Consider the following 18,455-nt stretch of genomic DNA (forward strand, 5'->3'; position numbering starts at 1 on the left):
TAAGGTGTTTCAATATCATGATATTTACGACTTAGAATACGACGATTAACTGTATAGCTTCTAACACCTAACGTTGATGTATGTGTAAGTATGAAATCTTCGATAGTTGATTTATCATCTGGTTTACAAATAACTGTAAGTTGAGTAGCTGGGCGTTGTTTTTTCATAATAATTGGTGTGTAGAATATGTCCAATACCTTTTGATTTAAAGTATTTTCCATTAAATCACCTAACATTTCAGCGGTCATATCATCAATTTGACATTCTATGACCTGTACCTGGTCAGCTTCATTTTGTTGGTCTAGTACTTCAAATTGAATGACTCTTAACACATTTGGAAAGTCGAAATCTTTGGTTCCGGCTCCATAACCAATGTTCTTCATTGTATTTGCAGGAAATGTACCAAACGAAGTTACAAGACTTTTAGCAAAAGCTGCCCCAGTAGGTGTAGTTAATTCACTAGATACATTAAACTGAGCTAAAGGGATTCCTTTTAATATTTCTGCAGTAGCTGGTGCTGGAATTGGATAAATACCATGTGCGATTTTTATTCGACCATTTCCTGTTGGAATAGGTGAACAATAAAGGGTATCTATGTCTAAAAGTTCTAGAGCAATACAGCCTCCAATGATATCAATGATTGAATCCATAGCGCCTACTTCATGAAAATGAACTTCGCCTACTGACATACCATGTATTTTAGCTTCAGCATGTGCAATAACATTGAAAATAGCTTTGCTACGCGTTTTAACTCTATCATTTAAAGTACTATTATCTATAATGTTATAAATATCAGAAGCTTTACGATGATGATGTGATTCTTCAAAATCAATTTTCAGTGACGTGGCTTGTATACCTTGTTTCATTACTTTATTAAAATGTAATGAAAACGTATCGATGGGTAATTTTTTTAATTCATTTTCAATTTCCTGAGGGTTAGCACCTATATCTACAAGTGCGGATAATAGCATGTCACCAGCAATACCAGCATGACAATCTAAATACAATGCATTACTCATATTAGTGTCTCCATTTCTATTTATTTTCCAACATGTTTATAATCATCGAAGCATTATAACCAGCACCAAAACCATTATCTATATTAAGTACACTTGTTCCAGGCGCACATGAATTAATCATTGATAATAATGTTGTTATACCATTTAAATTAGCACCGTAACCTACACTAGTAGGAACTGCATAAACAGGATGATCCACTAATCCTCCGACAACGCTAGCTAATGCACCCTCCATACCTGCTATAACAATTGAAACGTGACCTTTACGTATATCTTGGATATGTTCAAAAAGGCGGTGAATACCTGAAACACCTACATCATAAAATCTTTGAACATTTGTACCCATGACTTCTGCTGTTAAGGCTGCTTCTTCAGCGATAGGTAAGTCCGAAGTGCCAGCACATAATACTGAAATGTACGCGTTTGATTTAGGTATAGCATCAATTGGACTAGATATGATTTGTGCTAAATCATGATATTGTAATTGTGGATGCTTATTGATAATATATTGCGCTTTGTCATTATTCACTCGAGTTACGAGAATAGTTTGATTGGTATTAAGTAAACTTTCGATAATTTGATCAATTTGTTCTTTAGTTTTACCTTGTCCAAAGATGACTTCAGGGAAACCTTGTCTTTGTGCACGATGCAAATCGATTTTAGCAAAGCCCAATTCGTCGTAATGACGGAGTTGGGCTTTCGCTTCTTCTACAGATATTTGATTGTTGTGAACTTTATTTAGAATTTGTTCTAGTTGTTCGTTGTTATCTTTCATATTTTGACATCCTTATAATTATTAGAATTAATACTTAAAATTCAGATGACTTAGTGTTTATAACTTCGTTCATACTACCTGTACGATAACCTTCTAAATCGATAGTTACGTAGTCAAATCCTAGCTCTTTAAGTCTTAATGTAATATTTGTTTTATTTTGAATAACTGTAGATAACGCATCATCTTCTACTTCAATACGTGCTATATTTTGATGATAACGTACACGAACATTATTAACGCCTAGACTTAGAATATATTTTTCTGCTTCATTAACTTTATTTACTTTTGAAAAGCTTAAAGGTTCACCATATGGAATTCTTGAAGCTAAACTACATAATGCTGGTTTATTCCAAACTGGTAAATGATGTTGTTGACTTAAATCACGTACTTCAGATTTGTATAGCTCAGCTTCTTGAAGTACACTTCGAACATTAAATTCTTCTCTAGCTTTTAATCCAGGACGGAAATCTTCTAAGTCATCCATAATCATTCCGTCGATAACATAGTTAAATCCGACTTGTTTTCTGATATCTTCTAAATTGCTATACATCAAACGTTTGCTATAATACCAGCTTTCTGGTGTGTTTTTAATAATATTTTCATCATTCAATTCAGACATTTCAGCTTCTACTACATGAATACCTAAGCTATTACCAAGTTCGATAGCTTGGTCAAATTCTTCATTACGGAAAAGTTCAGATTTGACTACAACAGGCATTACATTTTCAGTTCCTAAATTGTCGATTGCTTTTTTTAGAACGAGACTACTATCTACACCACCAGAAAAGGCGATAACTACACTTCCCATATTGTTTAATAATTGATCTAATTTTTCTTCTTTATTGTTTATATTAGTCATGTTGAATTCCTCCTATAATTAATTTAAATTATTCATTTTCTACGTATGGAATTGTTAATGGACCTTGAGGCATGACACCAATCGTTAATGGACGACCATACGATTCTTCTAATTCTTGTAATGTTTTTTCGATATCTGATGTAGGATTAAGCATTGAGTCTTTAAGTTGTTGGTCAGTTAACTCTGAATATACATATACATTGGCAAATGTTTGAATACTTGCTTGTTTTTGTACTTGCCATTGGTCAACTTCAGAAAAGTTAGGATCATGTATTAAATCTAAAATACCTTGAGGCGTATCTGCCATTTTGAAAATTTCAGCGAATTTACCATGATCTGGGAAACCATCTGCACATTCAGAAACCATAATAATATTACCGCCTTCTTTAACCACTTTACTTGCAGCACTCATACCTTTAACAGTTTGATAAAGGTTTTGGTCAAGTGGATAACCTGAGTTAGAGGCAATAACGACATCGAATCGTTGATCACATTTAAACATGGCATGTTCTTTAACATAGGCACAACCTTGTTTGTGTGCTTCAAAAACTTCTCCGCCGAAAGCTGCAGTAATCTCTTTATCTTTGTTTAATGCAACGTTTAACATAAAGTGTGGCTTACACATTTTATTTACTTCACGAGCCATATTTTGGACAGGATTATCATCTAAATTTCCCCAAGTTGAACGAGGGTCGCCAATCATTTGGGCATTATGGAAAGTTTGAATGGTTTCAATTCCAGCAATACCTGGCATAATACCTTTAGGACCACCAGAAAAACCTGCAAAAAAGTGAGGCTCAATAAAACCAGTCACAATTTTAAAATCAGATTCTACATAGTCTTTATTTAAATAAACATCACAACCATATTGACTATGGCCAACTTTTGTTAAGCTTTCTTCTTCATTACAATGATTGTGAACAATTTTAACAGTGTCAACAATGTCTTCGCCTAACATACTTATTAATTCTTCTCGTGTTTGATCTCTATGTGTGCCAGTGCCATTGATAATCACAAAGTTTTCTCGAGGTACATGACTTAACTCTTCCATTAATAACGGTACCAATATATGGTTAGGTGTAGGTCGTGTAATATCACTAATGACAATAGAAACTGTATCACTACTTTTAACCATGTCTTTTAAAGGTTTCGAGTTGGTAGGATGTTGTAATACATCTTTAATCGTTCCCTCTACATTTTCCACTGGATCAATATTTAAGGGTTCTATGACTGTGCTATCGTCAGGAACTTCAACATCTATTTCGGATTTCCCATATAATACTTTTGTTATCAAAATATTCCCCTCCGTTGTAGAAGCATTGAAATCTCTTCTTGTTTTTGTTCTGAATTGTTTGATTATTATAGTTAAATTATATCATAGGTATTGCAAAATTTTAATTTATGAAAGTATATAACTATTACCACCATTGAATTGTTCTTTTATATGTAAATGTAAATTTATGAATTAATATTTTGTTTTCTATATTTATATTGTAAAAAAAGATTAAATAGTATTAACAAATTCATCAAAAAAATGTATATTTAATTTAGATAAACATAAGGAGGTTAAAATATGCCTGAACAACAAAAAGATAATAATGCATTAGTTTTTATAATCCTTGGATGGGTATTTTCTGCGTTATCACTAATTGTATTACCAATTATTTTTGGTCCAGCAGGAATTGTGTTTGGTGCTTTAACAATTAGTAAAGGTAAAAAGACACACGGTATTATCATTATCGTCGCTGCAATAGTATTCGCTATTTTAGGGTTCACTTTAGGATATATTATTGCATCAAATGCAGGTGCATAATTTTACCAATTGCTTTTAAGATAAATCATATGAAGTAGAATTGTTAAATTTAGTAAGAAAATAAAATACAGCTATAAATTCAGCCATTCATTTTGAAAAAGAATGAATGGCTATTATTATAGGAATGTTTAATGATTTTTAATGAATTAAAAATTGATATAGGGGATGAGACCATGCAATTTAAATTAAAAGAAGATGAACTAATCGATTATTTAGAACTAAAATATCCTGAGTTAAATTTTGTTAAAGGTAGATTTTTAGTAGGACAACATAAGCAAGAAGACTTACATGTGTATTATTTAGGAGAAGATACGTTTGCATGTGTCACTATTGCATTTAAAACTTTTGAAATTAAAGATGCTGATATTTTAGATTATGCACCTGTTATAGAGATAAGACTTAAAGATGGTATGTTATTTAGAAAAATGCGAATTGTAACTGAAGCGGGTGTATTAAAATATGGCACATCTAAAGTGTTGCTAAGTGACTTTCAAAAAGAAAACTATGACAAGTTTATAGATGGAAATAAAGAAAAAGTGATTTATAAAGAAGGAGCGTTCCAATAGTTATCATTTCAGGAGAGGGTATATTTACACATACATATAAAAATGATAATATAAAAATTAAATAATTAATATTATAGAATATGAGGTATAGACATGAATAAATTAATATTCATTACAACATTGAGTTTCGGCATCGTATATTTCTATAAGTATCAAATGGAAAAATATAAGTATCAAAGTGATATTGTTGATATTGAATCAGTAGAAGATTTGATTTAAGTATCCTTGTTTTACTTTAAGTGGGTGAACTAATTATAGTTTGCTCATTTTTTGTTTTTTAAATATTTTAAATAGGCCAATACTACAAGCAATAGGGCAATTATGCTATAATATCATGTATTATTGTGTAGGATAAGGGAGTAGTAAATTGGAAAATAATGTAAAAATTCAAACGAAACAAATTATTAAACAGAACGGTGATAAAGAGAAGTTTGATTTTACTACTGAGGGATCATGGCACAAGCGTCAGTCTCACATCATTAGATATAACGAAAATATAGATGATGCCAAAGTGAATGTAACGATTAAGATAGAGGATGACGGCGTAAAATTGATCCGTAAAGGCGACATTAATATGAACTTTCATTTTGTAGAAGGTGCGGAAACAACGACCCTTTACGATATACCAGCTGGACGTATTCCATTAAATGTTAAAACGTTAAGTATTCTACATTTTGTAACACCAGATGGTGGTAAACTGAAAGTACATTACGAACTATATCAAAATGATGAAAAAATGGGTTCATACCAATATGAAATAAATTATAAGGAGTTAGGCTAATGAATATTATCGATCAAGTAAAGCAGACGCTTATTCAAGAAATAGAAGCAAGTATTAAAAAAGCTGAATTAGCAGAAGATATTCCAGAAATTAAAATTGAAATTCCTAAAGATGTAAAGAATGGAGATTATTCAACAAATATCGCAATGGTATTAACTAAAATTGCTAAACGTAACCCAAGAGACATTGCTCAAGCGATTGTCGACAACTTAGATGCTAGTAAAGCACATGTTAAACAAATTGATATTGCAGGACCTGGATTTATTAATTTCTATCTAGACAATCAATACTTAACTGACATCATTCCAGAAGCAATCCAAAAAGGACATCAATTTGGGAATGCAGAAACATCTAAAAACAAAAATATTTTACTTGAATATGTATCAGCCAACCCAACTGGTGATTTACATATCGGTCATGCACGAAATGCGGCTGTTGGTGACACGCTAGCTAATATTTTAATTGCTGCTGGATATAATGTAACTCGTGAATATTATATTAATGATGCTGGTAATCAAATTTCTAATCTTGCGCGCTCTATCGAAACACGTTTCTTTGAGGCGTTAGGTGATAACAGTCATGAAATGCCTGAAGATGGATATAACGGCAAAGATATTATTGAAATTGGTAAAGATTTAGCTGATAAACAACCAGAAATTAAAGATTATAGCGATGAAGAACGTTTGAAGACATTTAGACAGCTAGGTGTCGATTATGAAATGTCTAAATTGAAAAAAGATTTATCAGATTTCCATACTCATTTTGATAGTTGGTTTAGCGAAACATCTCTTTATGAAAAAGGAGAAATTAAAGAAGTATTAGCTAAAATGAATGAATTAGGCTATACCTATGAAGCAGATGGTGCGACTTGGTTACGTACATCTGACTTTAAAGATGACAAAGATAGAGTTTTAATTAAAAAAGATGGCAATTACACTTATTTCTTACCTGACATTGCCTATCATTTTGATAAAGTTCAACGTGGAAATGATATTTTAATCGATTTAATGGGTGCTGATCATCACGGTTATATTAATCGTTTGAAAGCATCACTTGAAACTTTTGGTGTAGACAGTGACCGATTAGAAATTCAAATCATGCAAATGGTACGTTTAATGCAAAATGGTGAAGAAGTTAAAATGAGTAAACGTACAGGCAACGCGATTACTTTACGCGAAATTATGGATGAAGTTGGTGTGGATGCTGCGCGTTACTTCTTAACTATGCGTAGCCCAGATACACACTTTGATTTTGATATGGAATTAGCAAAAGAACAATCTCAAGACAATCCAGTGTATTATGCACAATATGCGCATGCTCGTATTTGTTCTATCTTGAAACAAGCTAAAGATCAAAGTATTGAGGTTAGTACTGATGTTGATTTTTCAAAAATTACTAATGACAAAGCAATTGAATTATTGAAAAAAGTAGCTGAATTTGAAACTACGATTGAAAGTGCTGCAGAATCAAGAGCACCACATCGTATGACTAATTACATTCAAGATTTAGCTTCTCATTTTCATAAATTCTATAATGCTGAAAAAGTACTTACAAATGACATTGAAAAAACAAAAGCACATGTTGCATTAATAGAAGCGGTAAGAATAACATTAAATAATGCATTAGCATTAGTTGGTGTATCAGCACCAGAAACAATGTAGTAAATATTATAAAATAAATTGTCTCAAATACCCTTATAGCTGCGGTTATAGGGGTATTTTTAATATAAAGAACTAGAAAGTGGTGAAAAATTGTTACAAACACAAGAGTTATATGACATTCTATATCATAATATGGGGCCTCAACATTGGTGGCCTGCCGCCAGTGAAATAGAAATGATGTTAGGAGCAATACTCGTCCAAAATACAAATTGGAAAAATGCAGACTTAGCCTTAACATCTTTAAAACATGAAACAAATTTTAATCCACAACACATTTTAGATATACCACTAGAAGACTTACAACAAATCATTAAATCGAGTGGATTCTATAAAAATAAAGGGAAGGCTATACATGCTTTATTATCATGGTTAAATGATTATCAATTTAATTATGAGGCTATTGTTTCAAAATTTGGAGACGATTTGAGAAAGGAATTATTAAAAATTAGAGGCGTCGGCAGTGAAACGGCTGACGTATTAATAGTTTACATTTTTGGTGGAATAGAATTTATTCCAGATAGTTATACGAGACGTTTGTATGCCAAATTAGGATATTCTAATACTGATAGTTATGATAAGTTTAAAAAAGAAATTCAATTACCAAGTACTTTTACGAATCAAGATGCTAATGAATTTCATGCTTTGTTAGATAACTTTGGAAAGAACTACTTCAATATTAAAAATGGCACACATTATACCTTTTTAGATCCGTATTTTGAATAAAATATTGTATATAAAGAATTATGATAAGTATTGGTATTCTTTGATTTTGTGAATTTGAATCATATCATAATCATTTTAAAATTCATCATAACTATAAATTACTATTATTTTGAAAACGTTTGAAAAATAATATATAAATTATATAATAGGAAATAAGAAAAAATAGGAGAAATGATTATGATTAATGCATATAAAAAGTTTTGGCAATATGCTTTTACGTGTGAAGGACGGACACGACGCAAAGATTTTTGGTTAGGTGCTTTATTAAATATTATTTGTTTAATAATCATGGCGATTATTGCTGCATTAGTTTTTGCACATATGGAAAATGGTAAAGTTTTACACGATATTGTGTTTTATATATTTTATGTTGTGCTGGCAATACCTATGTTTTCGATATCAGTGAGACGATTTCATGATATAGGTAAAGGAAAAACAATACCAATCATCTATTTGGTTTTAACATTACTATCCCCTATATATCAGATTAGTGAGGATTATAAATGGATTTCTCAAATTTCTGATTCAAATGTAGCATTATTAATAATTATAGCTATTGTCTCAATAATTCTTGCAATAGCATCTATTGCCATTTCAATTATGGCTCTAGTTTACTGTGTTAAGAATAGTGAAGAAGGAACGAATCAGTATGGTCCCAACCCTAAAAAAGTTAAAAATAAAGGAGATTAATTATGATTAATGCATTCAAAAAATCTTGGCAAAATGCCTTGATATTAGAAGGACGAACTCGAAGAAAAGATTTCTGGTGGGCCTTGTTACTTAATACTATTTTAATGGCTATTTTAACATTATTATTTGATTTTTTATCAAATATAACAGGAAGTTTTGGTATTGTTTTCGACATTATAGATTATATAGTGGCTATCATCTTTTATATAGTAATTTTCACATTATCAGTAAGACGATTTCATGATATTGGCAGAGGCATGACGATACCAGTTATTATGCTAGTCACATCAATACTATCTTTAAGTAATGAAATTATAAAAGAATATCACCTAGATAGTCAGTTAGATATAAATAATCATATTTTAATAGGGATAATTAGCCTAATTGCATTAATATATTTCATATTTTTAATTGCTATCTCACTTATTTGTTTAGCTTATTGCATACAAGACAGTGAAAAAGGAACAAACCAATATGGACCTAATCCTAAAGGTGAGACAACTCAATCTTAAATAAATACTAATTTTTTAAAACTGTGTTACGAGCTTTGTAGCTTATAATACAGTTTTATTTTGTATAAACTCATCAGCAACTATAAATTAATTCTTAAAAAAGGGGACTTATATTTACAAATTGACATTATCCTAGTGAATAAGTAAGATAAAAAAGTTATAATCAAATGATAATACGAGTCGCTTGTTTAATTACTATGAATGAGGGTGGTTTCATGCTAAGTAATCAAAGAGATTTTACACATGGTAATATATTTAAATCTTTATTCTTTTTCTCAGGACCAATCATGCTTACAAACCTTCTTCAATCTTCGTTTCAGATTATTGCGAGTTTATGGGTAGGTAATTTATTAGGTGCACATGCTTTAGGTGCAGTTGCAATTTCAACGACGATTTTACTTACAATGCTTTCTTTTATTATTGGTCTCAATAACGCAGTATTAACGATATTGTCTCAATTTTTCGGTAAAAAAGATTATCAAGGTTTAAAACAATATTTGAATGCCTTTGTTGTTGTTATGACAACGATGGCAATTATTTTTGGTGCCCTTGGATTTATCTTTTCAAAGCAATTATTATTATTGATGGGAACACCGGAGTCTTTATTAGGACAAGCTAATACCTATTTACAAATAAGCTTTTTAGGTATTTTATTCTTATTCGGATATAATTTTGTAAATACAGTGTCACGTGCGCTTGGAGATAGTAAAACACCGATGCGTATCGTTTTTCTAGCTGTTGTACTCAATGCTTTTTTAGCCCCATTATTTATAGGTGGATTTAAGTTAGGCATAGCGGGTGCGGCACTTTCAACTGTTGTATCTCAAGGTCTAGCGTTTATTTATAGTTTATATCATTCAATGAAACACGAATTAGTTCCTTTCACCATTCCTAAAGTACCATCTATAGAACAAGTGTTATTAATATTAAAATTAGGGATACCAGCCGGTCTACAAATGGCTGTTATTCAAGGCGGTAATGCAGCTATTTTAAGTGTAGTGACTCAATTTGGTGGAGATACTGTAGCTGGTTTTAGTGCATCTCAAAGATTAGATAGTTTAATCATGTTACCGGCAATGGCACTTGGAACGGCGGTAAATAGTATGGCAGGTCAAAATATTGGTGTTGGTGATTGGAAAAGAGTTAGACAAATTGCCAAAGTATCTGCATTATATAATTTCATGATTATGACTACGATTGCATTAATTGTTATTTTAGTTGCAGATGTTGCAATTAGATTCTTTATTCAAGATCCTGAAGCCGTTAATTTTGGTAGTCATTACTTGAGAATTGTAGCGCTTTGTTATCCATTCTTAGGCTTAAATTTTGTGTTTAATGGTATTGTGAGAGCATCAGGAGCCATGTATCAAGTGTTAATTTTAAATATCATCTCATTCTGGATACTAAGATTTCCATTAACTGAGCTTTTTTCAAAAATGTTTGGTCAAAATGGTATTGCTATAGGTATGGGAATTGGTTTTATTATAAGTAGTATCTTTGCAGTCTCATATTATCAATTTGGAAAATGGGATCAAAAAGTCATTACTGAAGAAAATAAGTAATAGATAAAAACAAAGTTCTTGCTACTAATTGTAGTAGGGACTTTTTTATTAAAATCAATGTAAAAATAAATTATATTTTGAAAAAATGAAAAACCTAATGAAATTTGTATAGAATTTGATATGATTAAAAGAAAGATTATACATATAAAAATTAAACTGAATGGAATGAGAATATATGAAACGTCATTTGTGGATAGTCATGATAGCTACAATTTTAATTCTAGCAGGTTGCAGTCAAGGTAATGATTCTAAATCATCTAATAATAAAGATAAACAAGCTTCTGATGGAAAATCACCATATCATCGAATCGTTTCGCTAATGCCAAGCAACACAGAAATTCTATATGAACTTGGTTTAGGAGACAATGTAGTAGGTGTATCTACAGTAGATGATTACCCTAAAAATGTTAAAAAAGGGAAAAAGCAATTTGATTCAATGAACTTAAATAAAGAAGCGCTATTAAAAGCAAAACCTGATTTAATACTTGCGCACGAATCACAAAAATCATCATCTGGAAAAGTATTAGATTCACTAAAAAAAGACGGGATTAAGGTCGTCTATGTGAAAGATGCTCAATCAATTGATGAAACATACGATACATTTAAATCTATAGGAAAGTTAACGCATAAAGAAAAACAAGCGAATCAATTAGTCAAAGAAACGAAAGACAATGTAAATAAAGTAGTGCAATCTATTCCAAAGCATCATAAAAAACAAAATGTATTTATTGAAGTATCATCAAAACCAGATATTTACACAGCAGGTCAGCATACTTTCTTTAATGATATGTTAAACAAACTTCAAGCTAAAAACAGCTTTAATGATATTGAAGGTTGGAAATCTGTAAGCAAAGAAAGCATTATAAAGCACAATCCAGATATATTTATTTCAACTGAAGGAATGTCACAATCTGATTATAAAAAAATTATCGAAAAACGTGGTGGATTCGATAAAACGAATGGGGTAAAACACAATCGCATTGAAACAGTAAATGGTGACGAAATATCACGACCAGGACCTAGAATTGATGATGGATTAAAAGAATTAAGAGACGCTATTTATAAAAAATAATATAAATTTAAAAGTACTAGCAGAAACATGTCAGGCCTATAAGTAAAGTTTTTAGATAGGTAGGTAACTTGAATGGCTAGTACTTTTTTTATTTAAAATTTGTTATGATGAGCACGATATCTATATTGTAAATAGGAAAGAGAATAAAATGAAAAAGTTGAAAACAATTTTAATATGGACATTATTATTAATAGTGATTACTTTAATAAGTTTGGTATGGCAAATTGGTGATTTATCAGATCCATTTAATCAAACTATTTTATTGAAAGTTAGATTACCAAGAGTGATGGAAGCTGTACTTACGGGAGCAACTTTAACTTTAGCAGGTCAAATGTTTCAGACTGTACTTAATAATCCATTAGCTGATAGTTTTACGTTGGGGTTAGCAAGTGGAGCAACATTTGGTTCAGGTTTAGCACTTTTTCTTGGTTTAAGTTTCTTGTGGATTCCTTTTTTCTCTATTGGCTTTAGTCTTATTACACTTGTAATAGTGTTAGGACTAACTATGGCATTATCTCACGGGTATCCTGTGCGAGTTTTAGTACTCATTGGTTTGATGATAGGTGCCTTATTTAATGCTTTATTATATATTTTGATTTTAATTAAGCCACAAAAATTAAATTCAGTAGCCAACTATTTATTTGGAGGATTTGCCTCTGCTGAAATTGAAAATAATATAGTGATAGCTATCGTATTAATTGTAGCTATTGTATGTTTATCCTTATTAATCCGTTCTATTAAATTATTGCAACTGGGTGAATTGAAGGGGCAGTCTTTAGGTTTAAATGTTCAACGTATTACATTTATAGTACTTACTATAGCTTCAATTATAACGGCAGTTGTCGTAGCCTATGTGGGCATTATCGGCTTCATAGGTATGATTGTGCCTCAATTAGTCCGTCGTTATTATTGGCGTTTTGAGTTAGGAATACAGATGATTTTGAATACAATCATTGGGGCTACTGTTATGATAATGGCAGATTTCATAGGAAGTACGGTTATTCATCCAATACAAATACCAGCCAGTATAGTCATGGCATTACTAGGTATACCAGTATTATGTTATATATTATTATCTCAATATAAAGTATTACGCTAATCCTATTCATTTGCTAAAATAGGAATTAATAAACTATGAAGAGGTTACTAAGATGGATTTGAGTCATATAAAAGCAATTGTCTTTGATTTAGAGGGGACATTGCTAGATCGAGTAAAATCACGTGAGAAATTTATAGAAGAACAATATGAAAGATTTCATGATTATTTTGTCCATGTACAGCTCGCTGATTTTAAAAATAAATTTATCGAGTTAGATGATGATGAAGATAATGATAAACCGGATTTGTATAAAGAAATTATAAAGCAATTTCATATTGATAGATTAACTTGGAAAGATTTATTTAATGACTTTGAGATGCATTTCTATCGTTATGTCTTTCCTTATTATGACACGTTATACACTTTGGAGAGATTGTCTAATGCTGACTATCTTATTGGTGTTATAGCTAATGGGAAATCAAAAATAAAGCAATTCAGATTACATTCTTTAGGTATTATGCATGTGATTAATTACTTATCTACTTCTGAAACAGTAGGTTATCGAAAACCCCATCCAAAAATATTTGAAGATATGATTGATCAACTAGATGTTAAAGCAGAGGAGATTATGTATGTCGGAGACGATGCTTTAAATGATGTCGCACCTGCACGTGCCATGGGAATGGTAAGTGTATGGTATAAACAAGAATATGCTGAAATAGAGCCTCTTAAAGAAGAAGTAGATTTTACAATTACAACAATCGAAGAATTATTAGATATATTACCGAAAAACTTTAACTTAGAAGGAGAACAATCTAATGGATTTATTTACTAGAAATGATGGAACAACATTACACTACAATACGTTAGGCGAGGGTTATCCTGTAGTGCTTGTTCATACAGCATACGATAATTATTCTGTTTTTAATAATTTGGCTAAAAAGCTTGCTAAATCATTTCAAGTGGTGTTGATTGATTTAAGAGGGCATGGATACTCTGATAAGCCTAGAAACATAGTATTTAAAGAGTTTTCAGATGACATTATCGCATTATTAGATTACATATACATAGACCAAGCTGCATTTATTGGCCATGAACTAGCTACTATGATTATATCTGATTTGGCTGTAAGATATCCTGACTATGTTTCTTCATTAACTTTAGTTAATCCTACATCTGTTGAGGGAGAATTACCTGAAGAACGATTATTTAGAAAATATGCTCATAAAATACGTAATTGGAATGAAGAGGAACAGTCTAAATTTTTAAATAATAAAAAATATTACAAACCACGTAAAATAAATAAATTTTTAAAACATGTAGAAGATACGAATGCTATTTCAACAAAAGAGGAAATACAAGCTATCGAAGAGGTATTTAAATCTAAGGGTATTGCTGAAGTATTTTCAGAAGTAGAAGCACCGACCCTAATTATTGCTGGAGAATATGGAGAAAGAACAACAACATTAGAAGCGAAAGAAGTATTAGATTTAATAGTACACGGAGAATTTTTAGTGTATAGTGCTTCTAGTTTATATCCATTTGTAGAAGAAGAACATAAGTTTATTGATGATGTATCCACATTTATCAAGCAACACATACGTTGATAAACAATATAAACATTGGTTTAATGAAGGGTTTGTGTAAGACTTTAGAATGAAATCTGTAATGTTTTTGTAATATTATTGTCATTTTAGTAATATTTATAGTATACTAACAGTAAGCACAAGAAAGAGATATTGATAAAAAGGAGCGTGTGCTTATGAAAAAGCTAATGGCATCATTACTTGTTTCAGGTCTAGTTGTCACAGGAGTAAACGTTAATCACGTTGAAGCAGCAACTGGAAATTCACTTCAAACCGTTCAACAAATCACTCAAGGCGATCAATCATTAGAAAATGTTAAAATAGGCGAGTCTATTCAAAGTGTTTTAAATAAATATAGTCATCCAATTTATTCTTATAATGAAAATGGATCAGAACACTATTATGAATTTAGAACACATAAAGGCGTTCTATTAGTTACAGCAGATGGCAAAAAAGATAAAGGTCACGTGACACGTGTATCTATGACTTATAATAAAGCTGACGGACCAACATATAAATCAGTTAAACAAAATGTAAGCCCTAGTGCTGTAAGCCGTGTACATTATAATAAAGTAACTGGTAACTTTGGTTATATCCAAGACAAAAATGCAAGCTATCAATTTAGCTCAAATTCACCTAAAGATAAAAATGTAAAACTTTATAGAGTGGATTTAGGTAAATAAAATAGCGTTTTAAATAGCTAATAACCGATAAACATATTCATAAATGATATACATGTCATAAAGTTAGGAATTTAGTTCAACTTTAAAGGTGTACATCAATATTTTGAATATATGTTTGTCGGTTATTTTGTGTTTTGAATAAATAAAATTAGTTTATTTTATCTAGGATAAACTTAACCATTAGTATAAAATTAAATTTAAGTGTGAAGAAATCATGAAAATATTATGTTACAATGCTATATTGATAGTAATTAAAGCGTGTTTAATAGTTTGAAATTTATGTATAGAGTGAAAATAGTATGCTTAAGTTTTCTTCTTAAGTAGTTTATCGAATAAAATGAACATCAAGAAAGTGTTATTAAAGGAGCTTAAAATGAGGGTAAATGATAAAGTTTTACTTGAAAATATCAATGACTATTTCAGTCATAAAGGTATGTCGCCTAATCTAATTGATGATATAAAAGAAAAGTTTCGTGTAGATATCCAAAAGTCAGAAGCCAAAGACCAAGATTATATAGAATATAGAGGTAAATCTCCAGCACAAATTATATTGATTATTCAACGTAATTTATTTGATCTTGAACTTAATCCTATTATCTTTTTTATCATTAATTTTATTCTGATTTCTTATTTATATGATAAACAGTATGTTCAATTTCAGGCGATTACTGGTATCAGTCTATTTTATTGTTTAGTTATTTTTCCAATATCAATTTGGATTTATGTCAGAATTAATAAAAAGAACTATCTCTACAGTAACCGGTTTGAAATGATATTTGGATTTATTATAGCAGCAATTGCGATTATACTCATTACGATGCAAGGTTTCCATTTTAATTGGTCGATTATTCCAATATCAATATATGGCCATCAATTTGTTTTCTTTGTCGGAATTGTTTTAGCTATAATTGGAATTTATTTTAGAAAATTAGAATTTACTGGTTTGGGATTGCTAGTTTGTCAAAAAACGATTGATGCTATGGTTTCAAATCCAGATGTTGCACAAATATTCTCATTAGTCATTTGGATTTTATTAGTGATATTAATTATTTACTGCACTATTAAATTATCAGAACGTACAAAAAGTTAATAAATCTATATTAAAGCCTTCATTAAGAAAAAGTCTTATGAAGGCTTTTCTTTATTTTATTTGAACACTAAATGTAGCCTGAGACATTGTTTTATGTCCCAGGCTCGTTCATTTAAATGAAAAAATGTAACAAGAAATTTATAAGGTTAAAGTAAGTTGAATACTATCTAATCATCATTGCGGGGGCAACACTAAGAAATCAGAGATTTCAGAGTAGCGCCCTAAGAAGTTCTAAGTAATAAAATTACTAAGTTGCAGAGGAACGCCTGAGCTAAAGCTCATGCCACGCAGTAGCTGATTGATAACTAAGCATCGTTACACTCGTTAGTTATCTAATCATCATTGCGGGGGCAACACTAAGAAATCAGAGATTTCAGAGTAGCGCCCTAAGAAGTTCTAAACAATAAATTGTTAAGAACTTCTAAATATTGGCGTAAAGATATTTTCAAATGGGTATAGTAATTACTAAAGGGAGGTGCCACTATGGATAAAGTTCAATTAAGCAATGAAATTGAAATTGCTTATCGTGATGTAGGGCAAGGCATTCCCATCGTATTAATTCATGGATTAGATGGCAACTTAGCAGCATTTAAACAATTATCTGAACAATTAAGTGACCGCTATAGAGTCATAACTTATGATGTACGTGGTCATGGGAAATCGTCACGATGTGAAGTGTATGATTTAGAAGATCACATTGAAGACTTATATATGTTAATGGATCAATTAGACATAAGCTCGGCACATATTTTAGGACATGATATGGGCGGATTAATTGGAAAACGTTTCACCGAAAAATATCCTTTTAAAACCATTTCGTTAACTGCGATTTCTTCTAAAAGGGAGGATATTGCTCATGGTTTCACACAATTGATGGTGGATCATCAATATTTAGTTGCTGGTTTTAATAAATCCGAAGCGTTGTTATTATTATTTCCATTTCTATTTAAAGAACAAGATAATACAATGAAATGGTTTCAAGATCAAAGAATGTATAGCAGACCTTCAGCAGAAGAAAGTGCTATAGCGATTAGAGCTCTAATATCTTCTAATGCAGAAGAACAAGAAGCTACACAGTTGGTTAACGTACCAACATTAATTATAAATGGTTTCTATGATCCGTTAATTAAAGATAAAATCAATTATTGTGTTGATGATCATTTTGAAAATATTACTAAAATGATATTCAATGAGTCAGGACATGCACCACATATTGAAGAGCCAGAAAAATTTATAAATGTATACTTAGATTTTATAAGTTCAATTGAACATTGGATATCTAAATAGTTTATTTAGATAAGCAAAAAAGGTTACTTATCATGCTAAATCATGATAAGTAACCTTTTTAATGTCAGACACATTTTAATCATCTTCCAAACAATTCATCATTAAAAAATACCTATCTTTATCAAGATAGGTAAGCAAAATAGATACGTACATTAAAGTATATTAAGTTGGTAGCTAAAATATGCGTATCTTTTAACAAAGCTATACTTCAATACGAGACTTATACTTCGTTTTCGTCGTTTGCTTCTGTAATACGATTATTAACACGTTTTAATAATTCATCAATTTTTTTACGTTGTTTAGTATTAACTAAGATTAATACAGTTCTTTCATCATGTTCGTTACGTTTTTTATCGAAATAATCTTCTTGTGATAAGTTTTTAACCGCTTTAACAACTTGTGGTTGTTTATAGTTTAAATGGTTAATAATATCTTTAAGGTAATATTCCTCTTCTTTGTGTTCACTAATATAAGTTAAAACTGCGAATTCTTCAAAGCTAATTGAAAATTCTTTTTTGATAATACTTTTTAATTTGTCAGCATAAGTGACCATTGCTAGTAACTCGAAGCAATCATTTATTTTTGAAATAGCCATTACTGAAACCTCCCTATTTATATACACTTACATATACCTTTATAAGTGTCTTTACCCGATTTTATATATTTATATCTCTTTTTTGAAAAATATGAAGTGTCTGCCATAATTTAGTATTAAATTTATTTAAAGAAATATATTT

The 18,455-nt window shown here is 30.5% G+C and carries 21 protein-coding genes; 16 read left to right on the forward strand and 5 right to left on the reverse strand.

Features of this window, described 5'->3' with window-relative positions; translation table 11 throughout:
• From larC to larA, 4 genes are all read right to left on the reverse strand, one after another.
• The coding region (gene larC / locus CD121_RS04055; protein WP_126567499.1) for a nickel pincer cofactor biosynthesis protein LarC at positions 1-1,019 on the reverse strand (1,019 nt) is incomplete at its 3' end.
• 16 nt (positions 1,020-1,035) lie between these two features.
• Complete coding sequence (gene larB, locus CD121_RS04060) at positions 1,036-1,794, reverse strand: nickel pincer cofactor biosynthesis protein LarB (protein ID WP_117238849.1); 759 nt, start codon at positions 1,792-1,794, stop codon at positions 1,036-1,038.
• A gap of 34 nt (positions 1,795-1,828) precedes the next feature.
• Positions 1,829-2,653 carry an ATP-dependent sacrificial sulfur transferase LarE gene (gene larE / locus CD121_RS04065; protein ID WP_029056390.1) on the reverse strand — a complete coding sequence of 275 codons (825 nt, stop codon included), beginning with the start codon at positions 2,651-2,653 and terminating at the stop codon, positions 1,829-1,831.
• A 28-nt stretch (positions 2,654-2,681) separates the two neighbouring features.
• The gene (gene larA / locus CD121_RS04070; protein WP_126567491.1) at positions 2,682-3,947 is read right to left on the reverse strand and encodes a nickel-dependent lactate racemase; all 1,266 of its coding nucleotides are present in this window, start codon (positions 3,945-3,947) and stop codon (positions 2,682-2,684) included.
• A 279-nt stretch (positions 3,948-4,226) separates the two neighbouring features.
• On the opposite strand from larA, the gene CD121_RS04075 reads away from it, so the two are divergent.
• The 16 genes from CD121_RS04075 (at position 4,227) to CD121_RS04145 (ending at position 17,718) form a co-directional block, all read left to right on the forward strand.
• Positions 4,227-4,466 carry a hypothetical protein gene (locus CD121_RS04075; RefSeq protein WP_017636363.1) on the forward strand — a complete coding sequence of 80 codons (240 nt, stop codon included), beginning with the start codon at positions 4,227-4,229 and terminating at the stop codon, positions 4,464-4,466.
• 173 nt (positions 4,467-4,639) lie between these two features.
• Positions 4,640-5,032, forward strand: a complete 393-nt coding sequence (locus tag CD121_RS04080; RefSeq protein WP_017636362.1) for a hypothetical protein — start codon at positions 4,640-4,642, stop codon at positions 5,030-5,032.
• A 93-nt stretch (positions 5,033-5,125) separates the two neighbouring features.
• Entirely contained in the window at positions 5,126-5,251 is a 126-nt protein-coding gene (locus tag CD121_RS12360; RefSeq protein WP_017636361.1) for a hypothetical protein, read from the forward strand.
• Between the two features lie 148 nt (positions 5,252-5,399).
• Positions 5,400-5,813 (forward strand): YwiB family protein, encoded by a 414-nt coding sequence (locus CD121_RS04085; RefSeq protein WP_126567492.1) that lies wholly within the window; start codon positions 5,400-5,402, stop codon positions 5,811-5,813.
• Positions 5,813-7,474: an arginine--tRNA ligase gene (gene argS, locus CD121_RS04090; RefSeq protein ID WP_126567493.1), complete on the forward strand. Its 1,662-nt coding sequence runs from the start codon at positions 5,813-5,815 to the stop codon at positions 7,472-7,474. The genes CD121_RS04085 and argS overlap by 1 nt, the downstream gene beginning before the upstream one ends.
• A 90-nt stretch (positions 7,475-7,564) precedes the next feature.
• Positions 7,565-8,197 (forward strand): endonuclease III domain-containing protein, encoded by a 633-nt coding sequence (locus tag CD121_RS04095; RefSeq protein ID WP_126567494.1) that lies wholly within the window; start codon positions 7,565-7,567, stop codon positions 8,195-8,197.
• 177 nt (positions 8,198-8,374) lie between these two features.
• Positions 8,375-8,887, forward strand: a complete 513-nt coding sequence (locus tag CD121_RS04100) for a DUF805 domain-containing protein (protein ID WP_126567495.1) — start codon at positions 8,375-8,377, stop codon at positions 8,885-8,887.
• 2 nt (positions 8,888-8,889) lie between these two features.
• Positions 8,890-9,399: a DUF805 domain-containing protein gene (locus CD121_RS04105; RefSeq protein ID WP_017636356.1), complete on the forward strand. Its 510-nt coding sequence runs from the start codon at positions 8,890-8,892 to the stop codon at positions 9,397-9,399.
• Positions 9,400-9,614: 215 nt separating this feature from the next.
• Complete coding sequence (locus tag CD121_RS04110) at positions 9,615-10,961, forward strand: MATE family efflux transporter (protein ID WP_126567496.1); 1,347 nt, start codon at positions 9,615-9,617, stop codon at positions 10,959-10,961.
• Positions 10,962-11,136: 175 nt separating this feature from the next.
• Positions 11,137-12,033: an ABC transporter substrate-binding protein gene (locus CD121_RS04115; RefSeq protein WP_029056397.1), complete on the forward strand. Its 897-nt coding sequence runs from the start codon at positions 11,137-11,139 to the stop codon at positions 12,031-12,033.
• Between the two features lie 148 nt (positions 12,034-12,181).
• Positions 12,182-13,132: a FecCD family ABC transporter permease gene (locus tag CD121_RS04120; RefSeq protein WP_029056398.1), complete on the forward strand. Its 951-nt coding sequence runs from the start codon at positions 12,182-12,184 to the stop codon at positions 13,130-13,132.
• 52 nt (positions 13,133-13,184) lie between these two features.
• Positions 13,185-13,907, forward strand: a complete 723-nt coding sequence (locus CD121_RS04125) for an HAD family hydrolase (protein WP_029056399.1) — start codon at positions 13,185-13,187, stop codon at positions 13,905-13,907.
• Complete coding sequence (locus CD121_RS04130; RefSeq protein ID WP_108017118.1) at positions 13,891-14,679, forward strand: alpha/beta fold hydrolase; 789 nt, start codon at positions 13,891-13,893, stop codon at positions 14,677-14,679. The genes CD121_RS04125 and CD121_RS04130 overlap by 17 nt, the downstream gene beginning before the upstream one ends.
• 155 nt (positions 14,680-14,834) lie before the next feature.
• The gene (locus tag CD121_RS04135; RefSeq protein ID WP_017636350.1) at positions 14,835-15,341 is read left to right on the forward strand and encodes an SA0570 family protein; all 507 of its coding nucleotides are present in this window, start codon (positions 14,835-14,837) and stop codon (positions 15,339-15,341) included.
• 373 nt (positions 15,342-15,714) lie between these two features.
• A complete protein-coding gene (locus tag CD121_RS04140) occupies positions 15,715-16,431 on the forward strand; it encodes a hypothetical protein (RefSeq protein WP_126567497.1) in 717 nt (238 codons plus the stop codon).
• A gap of 483 nt (positions 16,432-16,914) precedes the next feature.
• Complete coding sequence (locus CD121_RS04145) at positions 16,915-17,718, forward strand: alpha/beta fold hydrolase (protein ID WP_126567498.1); 804 nt, start codon at positions 16,915-16,917, stop codon at positions 17,716-17,718.
• A gap of 220 nt (positions 17,719-17,938) precedes the next feature.
• Here the strand turns inward: CD121_RS04145 and sarA are convergent, their stop codons facing one another.
• On the reverse strand, positions 17,939-18,313 hold the full coding sequence (gene sarA / locus CD121_RS04150; RefSeq protein WP_029056403.1) for a global transcriptional regulator SarA: 375 nt from the start codon (positions 18,311-18,313) through the stop codon (positions 17,939-17,941).
• Positions 18,314-18,455 lie beyond the last annotated feature (142 nt).

It is taken from the genome of Staphylococcus pasteuri, assembly GCF_003970495.1.
In the GTDB taxonomy this organism is placed as follows: Bacteria; Bacillota; Bacilli; order Staphylococcales; family Staphylococcaceae; genus Staphylococcus; species Staphylococcus pasteuri.